Annotated in this window: 14 protein-coding genes; all 14 read right to left on the bottom strand. The window is 69.3% G+C overall.

Annotated elements, in window-relative coordinates:
* Window positions 1–42: 42 nt before the first annotated feature.
* The gene (locus tag ACQEV2_RS42295; RefSeq protein ID WP_433055656.1) at window positions 43–471 is read right to left on the bottom strand and encodes a TadE family protein; all 429 of its coding nucleotides are present in this window, start codon (window positions 469–471) and stop codon (window positions 43–45) included.
* Window positions 471–686: a hypothetical protein gene (locus ACQEV2_RS42290; RefSeq protein ID WP_433055653.1), complete on the bottom strand. Its 216-nt coding sequence runs from the start codon at window positions 684–686 to the stop codon at window positions 471–473. Before ACQEV2_RS42290 ends, ACQEV2_RS42295 begins: the two co-directional genes overlap by 1 nt.
* A 42-nt stretch (window positions 687–728) precedes the next feature.
* Window positions 729–1,613: a type II secretion system F family protein gene (locus tag ACQEV2_RS42285; protein WP_433055650.1), complete on the bottom strand. Its 885-nt coding sequence runs from the start codon at window positions 1,611–1,613 to the stop codon at window positions 729–731.
* The gene (locus ACQEV2_RS42280) at window positions 1,610–2,566 is read right to left on the bottom strand and encodes a type II secretion system F family protein (protein WP_433055647.1); all 957 of its coding nucleotides are present in this window, start codon (window positions 2,564–2,566) and stop codon (window positions 1,610–1,612) included. Before ACQEV2_RS42280 ends, ACQEV2_RS42285 begins: the two co-directional genes overlap by 4 nt.
* Window positions 2,563–4,074 carry a CpaF family protein gene (locus ACQEV2_RS42275; protein WP_433055644.1) on the bottom strand — a complete coding sequence of 504 codons (1,512 nt, stop codon included), beginning with the start codon at window positions 4,072–4,074 and terminating at the stop codon, window positions 2,563–2,565. The genes ACQEV2_RS42280 and ACQEV2_RS42275 overlap by 4 nt, the downstream gene beginning before the upstream one ends.
* A gap of 3 nt (window positions 4,075–4,077) precedes the next feature.
* Window positions 4,078–4,872, bottom strand: a complete 795-nt coding sequence (locus ACQEV2_RS42270; RefSeq protein WP_433055641.1) for a hypothetical protein — start codon at window positions 4,870–4,872, stop codon at window positions 4,078–4,080.
* Window positions 4,872–5,522, bottom strand: a complete 651-nt coding sequence (locus tag ACQEV2_RS42265; protein WP_433056095.1) for an SAF domain-containing protein — start codon at window positions 5,520–5,522, stop codon at window positions 4,872–4,874. Before ACQEV2_RS42265 ends, ACQEV2_RS42270 begins: the two co-directional genes overlap by 1 nt.
* A gap of 70 nt (window positions 5,523–5,592) precedes the next feature.
* Complete coding sequence (locus ACQEV2_RS42260) at window positions 5,593–6,507, bottom strand: ATP/GTP-binding protein (protein ID WP_433055638.1); 915 nt, start codon at window positions 6,505–6,507, stop codon at window positions 5,593–5,595.
* Window positions 6,453–7,109, bottom strand: a complete 657-nt coding sequence (locus ACQEV2_RS42255; RefSeq protein ID WP_433055635.1) for a hypothetical protein — start codon at window positions 7,107–7,109, stop codon at window positions 6,453–6,455. Before ACQEV2_RS42255 ends, ACQEV2_RS42260 begins: the two co-directional genes overlap by 55 nt.
* 276 nt (window positions 7,110–7,385) lie before the next feature.
* On the bottom strand, window positions 7,386–7,679 hold the full coding sequence (locus tag ACQEV2_RS42250) for a hypothetical protein (RefSeq protein ID WP_433055632.1): 294 nt from the start codon (window positions 7,677–7,679) through the stop codon (window positions 7,386–7,388).
* A 155-nt stretch (window positions 7,680–7,834) separates the two neighbouring features.
* Entirely contained in the window at window positions 7,835–8,743 is a 909-nt protein-coding gene (locus ACQEV2_RS42245; protein WP_433055629.1) for a replication-relaxation family protein, read from the bottom strand.
* A complete protein-coding gene (locus ACQEV2_RS42240) occupies window positions 8,740–11,370 on the bottom strand; it encodes an ATP/GTP-binding protein (protein ID WP_433055626.1) in 2,631 nt (876 codons plus the stop codon). Before ACQEV2_RS42240 ends, ACQEV2_RS42245 begins: the two co-directional genes overlap by 4 nt.
* Window positions 11,346–11,981 carry a hypothetical protein gene (locus ACQEV2_RS42235; protein ID WP_433055623.1) on the bottom strand — a complete coding sequence of 212 codons (636 nt, stop codon included), beginning with the start codon at window positions 11,979–11,981 and terminating at the stop codon, window positions 11,346–11,348. Before ACQEV2_RS42235 ends, ACQEV2_RS42240 begins: the two co-directional genes overlap by 25 nt.
* Window positions 11,978–13,129: a C40 family peptidase gene (locus tag ACQEV2_RS42230; protein ID WP_433055620.1), complete on the bottom strand. Its 1,152-nt coding sequence runs from the start codon at window positions 13,127–13,129 to the stop codon at window positions 11,978–11,980. Before ACQEV2_RS42230 ends, ACQEV2_RS42235 begins: the two co-directional genes overlap by 4 nt.
* Window positions 13,130–13,183 lie beyond the last annotated feature (54 nt).

Here is a 13,183-nt window from a genome sequence, read left to right as displayed (position 1 = left end):
GCGCGCACGGCGTGCCCGACAAGACCTGCTGCTCAACGCAATTCACCCCCCTGGGACCGTCCAGCGCTCCACGGGACCGGACGCCGACTGGCTGACCCGCAGACCGGCCACGCCCGGGATCATCGACTGGGCCGTTCCCGTCACCTGCACCCGCACCCGCTCGGCGGTGCTGCCAGCGGTGGAGACGCTGTAGCCGAGGAGGCTGTCGCCTGCCGAACGCTGCAGCACTTCCTGTGCCTTGGCGGTGCCGTCGGCGGGGGAGGCCTGGTAGGCGCGGGCCGCGGTCAGTCCCTCCCGGGCGGCGGTCAGCGCGATCGACCGCGCGTAGTACCACATGGACACCTGAATGACGGCGATCGTGGCCAGCAGGATGAACGGGTAGACGATCGCCATCTGGATGGAGGCGTCCCCGCGGTCATCGCGCCATCTTCGTCCGCGCCACCAGGCCCGAAGCCGGTCGCCGTCCATCATCAGATGCCGTTCAGGTTCCCGTTGTACCTGGCGATCACAGCGGCGATGGTTCCGGCGATCACCAGGGCGCCAGTGACGGCGGCGACCCAGATGATCACTGTGGTGATGCTGATGTCGCCGCGGTCCGGGCGGCGGGTGGCCTCCTTAAGGCTCTCCCGCCATCGCGTGGTCAGCCGGAGCACAGCTCGGCGGGTGCGGGCGGCGGTGTGCCTCATGTTCATTACCTCTCAGCAGCGTTGAAGTAGGTGTGGGTGGTCTTAGACGGTGAGCATGCGGATCACCGCGGGGAACGCCATCAGCAGCATCACCAGCACAGCGAGGAGAGCACCGGGAGCGGTCATTTTCTCGCTGGCAGCGTTCGCCTCTGCGGCCTGGTCGGCCAGCAGTTCGGCGTTGAGGGCGGCGGTGCGGGCGCGCAGCGCCTTGTACACGGCGGCGCCGTCGGTGGCCGAGCCGCGCATGATGTCGGCGACGTCGTCCAGGCCCGGCAGGTCATAGGTGTCGGCGAGTTCGGTCAGTGCCTGATAGGGCGGGATCTTCTCCAGCCGGGCCCGGCGCAGTGCCCCCTGCAGATACAAAAAGGGCCAGCCGTGGCCGACTGCGGCCGCCTTCTCCAGGGCCTCGGTCGGACCGGCGTCCGCGGCCCGTTTCAACGCCACCAGGTCCAGGTAGGCGGACAGGGCGTGCGCGAACTCCTCGCGCGCTCGCTTGGCTTGGTCGCGTACGGCGAGGTCGGGCGTGATGAACAGCAGACCGGCGAGGGCGAGGCCCACCGCGGCAGGTACGTAGAACGGCAGCGAGATGCCCGCGATGATCCACGGGATGGTCACCAGCACCGGGCAGAGCAGCCCGAGCGCGGCGAGCGCGGTCTTCTTGAGCATGAACTGGCCCGGACCCTGCCCGAGCAGGGCTAGGTTCTTGGCCGGGATCCGCACGCCGGGCAGACGCTCGAGGTGGGTCAGCAGCCACCGGCCCCACCGTTCCTCACGGTCGAGCTCAGGCTCCGGCATGCTCAGGCTGCCGGGCGCGCTGCGCGCAAGCGCGGCCGCCAACGCAGGCTGCGGACGCAGCAGTTCCCGCACCAAGAGCGCGACGCCGGCACCGACCGTGCCGCCGGTGAGGACGACGGGAAGCAGGTTCACGAGCGGGCTCCTTCCGGCTCACGCTCGACCGCCCCAGCAGCCGAATCCGCAGCAGGAGCCGGGGCGGGCAGCCGCACCGTGCTCCGGGCATCGGCGATCAGGAAACGGGGGATGCGGCGGAAGTTGCCCAGCTGCCGCATCATCACCAGCACGCCGACGAACCCGGCGGTCAAGAAGGCGAGCACCAGCTGGCCCAGCAGGGTGCCGTAGGGGCGGGTGTAGGACGGAACGAAGAACCCGCCGACGATCACACCCAGAGTGATGAAGGTCATCCACCGCACCGTCGTGCGCGGCTTGGCGCGGTCCGCCTCGATGGACCGCTTGCGGGCGACCTCGTCACGGACCGTGCCCGCAAGGTCCTCCAGCGCCTGAGCCAGGCCCGGGCCACGGTCATTGACCGACAGGATCAACGCAGCCGTCACCTTGTCCGCGGTGACATCATCCAGCTCGGCAGCGAAGGCCCGCAGGGCCTCCTCCGGCCGCCAGCCCAACCGCAGCCGGTCGGACAGGCCCGCGATCTGCGGTGCGAGGGCGTCCGGCGCCCCCTTTCGGCTGGTCATCATCGCCTGTTCCAGCCCCATGCCCAACCGCAGCAGCCCAGCCAGGCGCTGGGTCCACTCGCTCAGGGCCTCCAGCTGACCGATGCGCTCCTGGGCGATCCGCGCCGGGGTAACCAGCCACGGCACGCCGATGACCGCGGCGCCGAGCAGCGCGCCGCCCACGAAGTTCCCCGAGGCCAGCCACACGGCGAGGAACACCACGAGTGCCGAGATGGTCAGCGTCCGCCGACGCATCCGGATGCCCTCAGCCTGCTCCAGGCCGGCACGCAAGGCCTGCCAACGCTGCCGCAGCGGTGCCCTGCGGGGCGCGGTCGTCCCGACCATACCGGCGATGACACCGATCAGCCCGCCGACCACGGCCATGCCGGACAGCAGCGCGAACAACAAGGTCACCGCCCCACCCCCACCTTCAGCGGCAGCGGCGCTGACCAAGCCCCGTACGGCTGCTGGAGCAGCCCAGAGTCAAAGCCGACCCGCCGCAGATCATCAACACACCCGGGGTCCATCCGCGGGACCGCCCGCAGTTCGCCGAACTCGCGGCCGGGGGAGAAGATCTCGTTGGTGGCCGGGCGGCCGGACTCGCCGATCCCGGTGAGTTCCAGGACGTGGGAGACATAGCGGTGGCGGCGGCCGCCGATCTGCGTCTCGTCGGTCATGTCGACGTACACGATGAAATCCAGGCCGTTGGCGGTCTGCCGGTAGGCCAGCTGCTCGGACAGGTTGCCTTGGGCGAGCGCGTACAGCTCGGCGATCCGGTCGAAGATGATGTCGGGGCGACGCGCGTGGATGGTGCACAGGTTGCCGCCGGCACCGTTCGTCAACGCCTGCATCATGGCGACGACTTCGGGCCCACGGACCTCGCCGACCACGATCCGCTCCAGCGACATCCGCAGCGCCGGGTGCATCAGGTCCAGGAGCGTCACCTCGCCTGCGCCGCGGCCGGTCACGTCCTTCTCGCCGTTGGACTCGCGCCCGATCAGGGAGACGACCTGGCGGTGGTAGCCGTTGGTGTGGGCGAACAGCTCGTCCTCGGTCTGGATAGTGGCGAACCGGCACTCCGGGTCGAACTCCCGGAGCATCGCCCGCATCAGGGTGGTTTTGCCCGCCTTCTGCTTGCCCGCGATCATGATGTTCTTCTCGGCGCGCACGCACGCGCCGAGGAACTCCCGCAGGATCGGGTCGATGGTGCCCAAACGCACCAGGTCGTCCAGGTCGGCATGGGAGACCCGGTGCCGGCGGATGACCGCATAGGTCTTCGGGCCCAGGCCGGTCATGGCCTGCAGACGGGAGCCGTCCTTCAGCGACAGCGCCAGCGTCGGGCTGGCGGTGGAGATCGTGCGCTCGCTGTGCCCGGAGTCGCGGGCCAATTCCCGCAGCAGCTCCAGCAGTTCATCTTCGGAGTCCGCAATCGGGCCGACCCTGCGCCGCTGGCCGTCGCCGTAGTCGAGCCACACCTCGTCCGGACCCTGGATGATGATGTCCTCGACCCGCTCATCATCCAGGTACGGCTGCAACCGGCCGGCCCGGTACAGCAGGTCATACACCGCACGCCGCAGCGCGTCATCCTCGTCCTGCGTCGAGCTCACACCACGCTCGACGCCCTGGGCGTCCGACCACAGAGCGACCGCCTCGTTGATCCAGTTCAAGCAGTGCTGCTCCTCGGCAGCCCGGTCCACCTCCGGTGTGGTCTTCAGCAGCTCCTCCCGCTGCCTCGCCACCTGGGACGCAATGTGCCGGGCAACCCGGTAGTCGACCGTTACCCGGGGTGCCCCGGTGCCGAGCACCTGAGCGCTCGCCGCAGCACCGACACCCGCGCCATTGACCTGCTGGGGCCAGGCCTGCGGCGCGCCGGGCGCCGGAGCCACGGTCGGATCGGAGTGCAAAGGCCTACCGCGCACCATGGGTCACCTCCCTCCCGGCGCGAGGCGCGCGCGGCGCATGGCCGCGCGCTGCACGAGCGGGGTAGCGCCCACACGGGCCGCCTGCATCAGCGCCGACTTGGCATAGCGGCGGGGCTGCTCGGCCCCGTCGGACAACACCTTGGCGTCGGCCGGGGCGTACGGAAACTTCGCCACCACAGGGACCTGCAGCACGCGCTGCACTTCGCCGGCGGGATAGGGACCTTCGTCAATCATGACCAGGCCGACCCCGCCGACGCGTTCCTCCAGAGCGCTCACCCGGGCCTGAGCGGCCTGCAGGCAGCGCAGCGTATTGCGCACCACCACCAGCACCTGGTCGGCCTGCTCGGCCAGCACACCAGCGGGCCCGAACGCCCCCGAGCGGCCGAGATCGATCAGCACGTCATGGTCGGTCTCGGCGTCGATACCGCGGAACATCTGGGCCAAGACCTTCCAGACCGGGCCCATGCTCGCCGCCTGAGCGGGATCGGTGAGACCGGGCAGCAACAGCCGGTCGCGCGGCGACTCCTGCCTGCCGTCATCACTGCTCAGATCGATCAGCTGCCGCCAGAACGCGTCACTGAACTCGCCTTTGCGGACGGCGACCGACAGGTTCCGCAGCCCGTACCGATCGCCGAGAGTGCCCTGCAGCAGGCCGTGGAGCACGGAACCACCGTCCGGGTCGCACTCGGCAAGGATCATCTTGCGGCCCGGCTGCAGCGGCCAGTTCAGCAGCAGCGCCAGCGCCGTCGTGGTCACCCCCGGCGCTCCACTGCAGCCGGCCAGCGCGATCACACTCATCAGCTGCCGTCCGGAGCGTCCAGGACCAGCCGCAGCGTGCCGGCCGACACCCAGGCTGCGGCAGTCGGGCCTTCGGCCGTGGCTGTGGCCACATCGACGACCACCACGCCGGTCCCGGGCGCGGCCTTGGACGCCTTCACCACCCGACCTGCGATCGTCTCGGGCGGCGTATCGCTTTCCGCGTCCGAGGCCGCCGTGCCCTGAGCCGGGACATGAACCAGCTGCACCTTCTGCCCCGGCACCAGATCCGTGGCCGGCACCTGCTCCGGCTTCAGGCCGATCGGCACCAGCTGCTCTCCCGGCTTGACCAGGGAATCCTTCGTCACCTGCGACGGAGCAAGAAGCGAGCCGGGCTTGAGCTCGACCGCGGCCCGCTTGCCCACCACCGACTTCAGGTCGTCGGCCTCGACAGCCTTCACGGCCGGGTCCAGCGCGACCGAGGCCTCGCCCAGATCCTGCTCGGTGAGAACCTGCCCGACCTGCACGTCGCGGACCACGGTCACCACCTCGGTGCGGTGGCCGCCCTGCAGCAGCAGGACCGCGACCCCCGCGCCACCAGCAGCGATCAACGCCAGCGACAAGGCGATCACGCCCGGGCGGCGCCTGCGCGCCGACACCCGAGGAGGTGTCACCGGGCCAGCCACCTGCATCTGCGGCGGCACGCCGTTCACAGGGGCCTTGCGTTCGTGTGTCTTGCTCAACGTTCTGTCCTTCCGGCGGCTACCTGACGACCTGCAGCTCGCCGATCGCCACCTGCACGTTGGTTTGCCGGATCTCGGTGAGCTGGCCGGCCTGCCCGCCGCCCTGCCAGTCGATGGTCCACGTCGAGGTCGCCGTGACCTGGTACTTACCGCCCTGGGCACCGGCTGAGGTCTTGGAGTACACGTGCCCGCAGGTCGGCGACTTGGCCATGCCCTGGGATGCCTGGTACTTCGTACCGGGGCCGTTGCAGGTCACGCTTGTGCCGTCCCCCATCTGCCACACGATCTTCGAGACCTTCGCGGTGGCGGTGACGGTCACCCCGCCCGCCGAGGCCGACGCGGTATTCGGCCCGAAGGTCGTGGCGCTCTGGTTGACCCACATCCACATCGGTACACCCACGGTGTACTTCCCGGCTGCCTTAGGGCTTGCGATGTCCGGGCCGAGCAGCGTCATGGAGTCGACCGCCTGCTGGGCCAGCTCCTGGGGGTCCACCTGCGGAGCGGGATTCTGTCCCGCGGGCACGGCGACGAAGCCGTCAAGCTCTTGCTGTTGCTCCCCAGCGGGCTTGGTGGGGTCCCAACACGAGTAGAAGTACATGTCGGACTTCTTGGGATCTTGGCCCTTCCAAGCCGGGTGCTCGGCTGGCGGCTTGGGCTCGATCTTGGTGTATTTGCACTGCAGGCCTGTGGTGTCGCCGCTGCCGCCCTGTGCGCCGCCCGCCTGGCCGCCGCTGCCGTCGGTCTCGTCACCGACACCGACACCGACGCAGAACTTCACGACCTGGCACTCGCCCGCATCGACGTCGGGATCACCGTCGGCGTGCGAGATACCGGCCGTGGCCAAGACAAGGGTGCCGGTGAGCACCGCGAGACGACGGGCTAGCAGGACTGATCTTGAGCGGTCAACTTCGTGACCATCCACTTCGTCCCCCACTTTTCAAGCGTTGCGGTGCTGACGTATTTGGTGAGTCGTTCCGTCGGCAGCGGGACCTTCTTCTTCGATGCCTTGTCGATCAGCGTCCAGTTCGTCGTGTCGACGCAGTCCGTGACCGTGGCCGTGGGGATCTTGGCGTCGGTGACCTTGATGACCTTCGGATGGATCACCGGTTTCCCGGTCGTCACCTGTCCGGCCGTCCGCATGGCCGACAAGTCCCTCTCGATGTCGGCCAAGGCCCGGAAGGTGGTGGTCTTCTTCAGGTCGGTGCCCGCAGAGGAGGCCTTCTTGTAGGCCTCGGTCTGCGCGTCCCACGAGCTGGTGTACGCCGCGATGACGGCGGCGTTCTCGGCGTCGGCAGTGGAACTGGGAGACGCCGAGCTAGCCGTAGAGGTAGGGCTGGTGGTGGACGGTGACGCATCCGCGCCGCTGTCGCTACAACCGGCCAGCGCCAGCAGACTGCTGGCGAGGAGTAGTGCAGTTGCGTGCTTCCGGGTGCGAACAGCGGCGATATTGTGCCCTGATGAGCGTCGTTGTGTAGCTCTCACGTTGTCTCCCCGTACGACGCGGTGCGGTTCGACCGCTGCCCAAGCCTCCGACATGCGGAGGGCCGGAACCGCGGCCTGGTCCAGCTGCGGTAATGCGTTTGCGTGACCGCCAGATTACGCATATGCCAGTCAACTTCCCAGCTTGATATTTGAGTTCACTCGTACATCTCGGGACGTATCCGGTCACTTTCGGAACCAGATGTCGATTTGTAGTCCTGTTGCTTCGCTCGTCGCGCACGCACACGGCGGGAAGTGTCCGCCGGATCGAACGGACCTTGTGAATCTGTTGTGTGTGTGAGCGCTCAGGCGCCTTCCGCGCGCCGTGTTGCATCAACCGGTCATGGCACTGCTTCCTTTCCATGTGGGGCCTGTTGAGCCGGGCAGGATAGATTTCGCCTCACTCCACCCGGCGGGCGGTGGCCATACCGTGATCACGTCGCCGTCGAGGGTGACGTGCCGGCGGGGGAAACGGCAGCGCACCGTATGCAGATCGGCGAAGTCGAAATCGCCGCTCCCCTGGATCACGCAGGCGTTCCCGACGTACGAGATGGTCTGCGTTCGGGCTGGCCACCCGCCATCAGGCGCCGTTTCGTAGGTGCGAACATCACCAGTGGCTTGCTGCATCTGGTGCTCCCTAATGTCGTTGCGCGCCTTGGCTGTTGCGAGCGGAGGCCTCGGCGTGCAGAAGTAAGCTAGTCATTCGCAAGCGCAAATATCAAGGGGTTTCGGCAGTGGTTGCAAGGCTGCGACGTTCGGCCAGTGGACGCGTCGTCGTGGCCTCACAGCTCGGTCCACGAGCGGGGCTTGCCGCCAGCCAGAGGGACCCACACGTCAGAGGTGGGGCCGTGCTCTTCCAGGTCGTCCAGCACGACCGCTCCCAGCGGCACTTCGCGGGCGAGGTCAGCCACGAGCGGATGGTGGGCGACCATGGCCTTGAGGTCGCTGATTCGGTTGTCCATCGCCTGGCGCCCAGCACCGGTCAGCACGAAGAGGACCCGGGGAAACACCGGGTACCAACGCAGCCATCCCTGCCCGGTCGGATTCCGGCGCCGACCGGCCGGCTGCGGATCGTAGGTCCACAATCTCGCGTACTCGATCAGCTTGGCCGCCAGGCGCTCGCTGCTCATAGTGGCCCGGTCGACCTCGACGAACGCCCTCAGTTTCCGCCGCTGTTGGCCGTCGATGAGGGTGTAGTGCATGACCGCGTCGGCCACGACCTTTTCACCGTCGCCGATCGAGTGGAACACCTCAGGCGTCCAGTCGAGGTGGCCGTGCTCGTCGCCGCGACGACGAGCATCGGCGACGAACTCCAGATGTGTGCGCAGGACGGTGAGGGTGTGGGGAGTTTTCAGCGAGGCGGCCGTGCTTGAGGTGATCGGATAGGGCGGGCGGCCGCGCAGTGCGGGCCAGTCTCTCGTCAGGCGGGCGCCCTTCGGCGTGAGGTACCAGACCCGGGTGCGGTGCGACTGCGGCAGCACCACGAAGTCGACCAGGCGCTTGCCGAGCAGCTCGTTCAGGCGCTCCGAGACGGACTGGCGGGAGCGGTCGGGCCGCAGCAGGACATGCAACTGATTGGTGGAGGCCATGCGGTGCTGGGCGAGGGTGGCCAAGAGCTGATGCGCGAGCGGCTCCACAGGACTGGGCGTGAAACCCGCCGTCGTACGGTCCTTCGGCTGGGCGGTGGTCATCCGAACTCCTTCTCCTTCGACAGGTCGACAGCGGCGGCGCCGGCAGGGGAGTGCTCGGCGAGGAAGGCCGCGACACGGCCGAGCTGTTCGGCGGCGCGGTCGGTGAGCTGATCCAGTGGGAGCGCCCCAGCGTTCGCCTGGGCAGCTCGCTCCAGCGCGGGGACGTCCTTCGGGCGGGCCTGGGCCGCGAAGACGTCATTGAGATGGGGCCCACGCAGCTGGATGGGCCCGATACGGCGTCCGTGCACGTTCATGGAGACGAAGTGCTCGAACCGCTCCATGGTGGCGACCCGGTCGGGGCTGGGGGTATCGCCCCACTCTGCGGTGATGGGCGCGATCGCAGACTTCGAACCGGCGGTCGTGGCCAGCGTGGACGCGTTCTGCACCAGGGACAGCCGCACCGCGGACGGCAGGCGGGCCAGCAGCTGGGTCATGCCGTGGATGTGGCACCGGTACTTCCGGAGATCCTCAAACATGCTCGCGATGGTCTCTGGGGCCGCGCCGGTCAGCGTGATCAGCTCGTCGAAGTACGGGCGGAACGGCACCCGCTTGTCCTCAGGCGTATCGCGCCGGGAGCGTGCGGCGCGTAGCAGGTCGCGGGCGAGGAGCGCGGTCAAGAGGCGGTCGGTGGGCCCGTTGCCGCCCGGGCACACCCACACGATCATCTTGGAGTCCATCGCGGCACGGATGTTGTAAACGCCGACCGGCTGACCGAGGAAGGCGCGCGTGACCGGGTTGGCGGCCAGCCGGGCGATCGGATTGAGGACGACGGCGAACGCGTCGGGCGGCAGGGTCGGGAACACCGCCTGCCACCATGAGCGGGTCTCCTCATCCAGGCGGTCGGCCACCGCGGCGAGCGCTGCCTTGCGGAACTTGACGTCGGCGAGCAGGGCCCGTACGTGGAAGATCGTGGCCTGGTCCTCGGGCCGGCCGGCCTGGCAGGCCGCCTCGTTGACCGCGACCAGGACGGCCAGCGCGGCGGTGAGGATGGTGAGCGCGCGCGGGGCTGTGGCGTCGTCCCAGGCCAGTGCGGAGGCGTAGGCGTCGGCGATCGCTTCGACGACCTCGTGCGCTGCCTGGCCCTGGTGCATACCGAGCGGATTCCACGAACTCACCCGCGGGTTGGGGCTCAGGCCGTTGAGGTCGATCAGCGCGATCCGCGGCATCAGGGGCTCGTGCGCCAGGAACGTGGTGGCCCGCGGCCAGGAGTCGCGGTGCGGGTCGACGAAGATCAGCCCTCCGCCCGCGTGCGCCCAGCCGATCGCCTGCGCCAGGGCCCGCTCCGTCTTGCCGCCGCCAGCCTTGCCGACCCCGACCTCGAACAGGGTCTCCTCGGCGTAGGTGGCGACCATCCGCTCCCTGCCGTCCGGGCCCCGGTAGATGCCCTGCAGGAGCAACTCGGGATCGCCGAATTCGAAGGTCGGCAGATCACCAGCGAGCACGGGCAGACGGCAGTGCACGGTGGGGGGCTTAAGCAGGCCGCACAACTCCTCCAGCCGGACCCAGTTCGCGCGAGGCGGCTGGCAGTGCCCCAGATTCCAGCGGCGCTCGAAGCCGTGCCGGGTGGGCCAGTGGTCGGCGCCCACCCGCCACGGTCCCAGTCGCCAACCGCGCATGGCCCACCGGGAGCGGCCGCCGAAGACGTCGAATGCGGCCTGGAGCTGGGCGAGTCGGGCCTGAGCGCGGCCTTCGGTGTTCGAGGCGCACATCACCAGCAGTTGGACCCGAACCAAGTGGTCGTCCTCGGCGAGCTTGCCCAGCGCCTCGGTCGGCTCCACTCGACGAGGCACCGGCGGCATCACCAGCCGCCGACCGGATCCCGCCCCGGGTTTGTCACTGAGGAGCTGCTGCAACTGCCAGCCCAGGGAGTCCTCGATGCCGCTGGCGTCCCGCCGCAGCCAACGCGCGGACCGCTGGGCCTCCCGGCGTTCGGACCGGCGCGCGGCGCCCATCAGCTGCACGCGCCGGGCCCTGAGCGCCCACTTGGGGGCGCGCTGGATGTCGAGCCGGATCTCGGCGAGGTCGCCGAGCTCGGCGCGCAGGTCGGCCACGGCGTCGACGAGCGGCTGAAGCGGGTCGGGAGTGAGCGGAACCTCGCGCAGCGGAGAGGTGAGCTTGCCACGCAGGATGAACTCGGCCCGCACCGTGTGCGTCCGCGGCTCGTCGACGATCGGTCGGGCGCGGTTGACAGTGACGTCCGGCCCGAACGGGGTGATGGACAACAAGCGTTCACCGCCCGCCGGGCCCTCGATGCGGTAGCGCAACGGCGCACTGCCGTCCGCGCGCAGCCGGATCTGCACGGCCTTGGCTCTGCGCGGCGCCCACCAGGGCATGGCCGTCGATGCGCGGGCCAGCTGAACGCCGCGCCGGAAGATCTCCTCCAGGCTCGGGTCGAAATGCCTGTTGGAGACGAGCTCCAGGGCCATCCGCTCGGCCGAAGCCCTAGCCGCGAGCCGACGTACTACCAACTCGCCCACTCCCCAGCACGCGGCGATGGCCAGGGCGAGCAGGTACCAGTGGTCGTAGAGCCAGTCGCCGGCGTCGACCAGGCCGGTGATCAGGCCGAGTACCTGACCAGAGGCCGTGTCATCGGCCCGGTCCGTCAGGTACGGGGCTGCGGAGTCCACGTCGCTGCTCCCTTCTTGATTGTGCGGGTGAAGAACCAGTCGGTGATGCGCAGATCGGTGAAGGTGCCGCCGCGGTCCATGCCAGCCCACACCAGATGGACCACCGCCTTGTCCGGGCCGCCGTCACGGCGGGCGATCGCGGCCTGGATACGGAAGCGAGCGGTGGCGAACGCCGGTGCTACCGCCTGGCCCGAATCGGGGAAGACCTCTGGCCACTTAGCGCGGCCGACTCCGGTGGCGTCCGCGCGTAGTAGCGCGCGCCCGGCGGCGAGCAACGCCCGCTCCTCGCTTGCGGGAAAGTCAGCGGGCCAGGCCGCTTCCAACGACCGCTGGACAGCCCGGTCGCCGGCCGCGCCCTCGCCGTGCGGCGGCAGAACGGACTCGAGGACCGACGGCGTCGACGCGGCGGGCGCCGTGGAGGAGGCCGCGCCGACGGTCGCCTTGCCGTCGGCAGGCACTGACGCCGCAGACGGCAGATCCGCGCTCGCGGTCGACGACTCGGGAGCTGGTGACTTCGGGCCGTGCGGCACGCTCAGCAAGACGACGCCGACGACGGCGAACAGGATGGTGCTGAGCAACAGCAGACGCGGTGAGCGGTCGGTGGTGGTCACAGCAGCCGTGCTCCCCCCGCAAAGCCCGACATCGTGTTGACGGAGTCCAGGCGCACCACGGTGCCCGGGCGGGGGGCGTTGATCATCTGTCCACTGCCCACGTAGATGCCGACGTGATAGATCGTGGAATCGCGTCCGGGAGCGGTGGCGTAGAAGACGAGGTCGCCGGGCTTGAGCGCGCTGGTGCCGAGGCTGGCAGGGATCCGCTGGCCGACTCCGGCCTGGGCGGCCGCGATGCGCGGCAGGCGAATGCCACCCTTGGCGTACGCGTAGAGCGTCAGACCCGAGCAGTCGAAGCCGTTGATGTTCGCGCCGCTCTTCCCGCCGGGAGAGCAGCAGATCCCTGTCGACGGGCCCTTGGCGTTACCGCCGCCCCACGAGTACGGGACGCCCTGCTGGGAGAGCGCTGCCTCGATGACCCTGCGGACCTTCCCCGTCACGTTCTTCAGGTCCGGGTTCTTTGCGGCCGCCGTGTACTGGTCGATCCAGCCGAGCACGTTGGCGACGTACTCATTGGAGTGGTTGTACTGCAGGATGGCGGCCTTGAGCTGGGCGCGCTTGGTCAGGTCACGGCCGCCTCCGCATAGGTAGATTGCGGCGCCGAGCGCGGCGTCGTCGGCGTTGTGGGGGTCGGCGGCCTTGTCGCTGTTGGCGTCCTTGCCGACGCCTTCCCAGGTGGAGGGCAGGAACTGGAAGGGGCCGACGGCACGCTCACCTTGAGAGGTGCCGTCCCATTTGCCGCCGTCGGTGTCCGGGAAGACGGTGGTGTTGCCGCCGGCCCCGGATTCGTTGAGGAGCACCCCGTAGACCTTCGGGCGGATGTCTCCGTTCTCGGCGATGCTCCTGCCTACCGCGTGGTTGGACTCGACCTTGGCGATCCCGGCGAGGATCGGCCAGCGCATGCCCTGGCACTTCGGCACATGTTTGCCGACCTGGTGGACGGCCTTCTTGTACGCGGTCAGCATGCGCGGCGGGATGTCCGCGGCCGTGCCGCCCTCGGCGATCCCGCCGTCGTCCTGAGCACCCGTCTCCAGGGCGACGTATGCGCTGATCGCGTTGCCTACCGGGGCGGCGCAGCACACGGCGGCGAACAGCAACAGCACCACCACGCACCCCCACCGCGCCATGCGGCGCCTGGTGGTCCTCACGCGTTCCCACTCCCTTCGTCTGCCTGGTGGCCCCTGGACGCCCGGGTCTTCACG

The organism is Streptomyces sp. CA-251387 (assembly GCF_050936625.1).
Taxonomy (GTDB): Bacteria; Actinomycetota; Actinomycetes; order Streptomycetales; family Streptomycetaceae; genus Streptomyces.
The sequence above is the reverse complement of the archived record's forward strand: the minus strand, read 5'-3'. Positions and strand labels throughout refer to the sequence as shown.

Coding starts and splice junctions, on each gene's coding strand:
- ACQEV2_RS42295 (WP_433055656.1), bottom strand. CDS start 471: ATGATGGACGGCGACCGGCTTCGGGCCTGGTGGCGCGGACGAAGATGG.
- ACQEV2_RS42290 (WP_433055653.1), bottom strand. CDS start 686: ATGAGGCACACCGCCGCCCGCACCCGCCGAGCTGTGCTCCGGCTGACC.
- ACQEV2_RS42275 (WP_433055644.1), bottom strand. CDS start 4,074: ATGGTGCGCGGTAGGCCTTTGCACTCCGATCCGACCGTGGCTCCGGCG.
- ACQEV2_RS42270 (WP_433055641.1), bottom strand. CDS start 4,872: ATGAGTGTGATCGCGCTGGCCGGCTGCAGTGGAGCGCCGGGGGTGACC.
- ACQEV2_RS42265 (WP_433056095.1), bottom strand. CDS start 5,522: ATGCAGGTGGCTGGCCCGGTGACACCTCCTCGGGTGTCGGCGCGCAGG.
- ACQEV2_RS42255 (WP_433055635.1), bottom strand. CDS start 7,109: ATGTCGGAGGCTTGGGCAGCGGTCGAACCGCACCGCGTCGTACGGGGA.
- ACQEV2_RS42250 (WP_433055632.1), bottom strand. CDS start 7,679: ATGCAGCAAGCCACTGGTGATGTTCGCACCTACGAAACGGCGCCTGAT.
- ACQEV2_RS42245 (WP_433055629.1), bottom strand. CDS start 8,743: ATGACCACCGCCCAGCCGAAGGACCGTACGACGGCGGGTTTCACGCCC.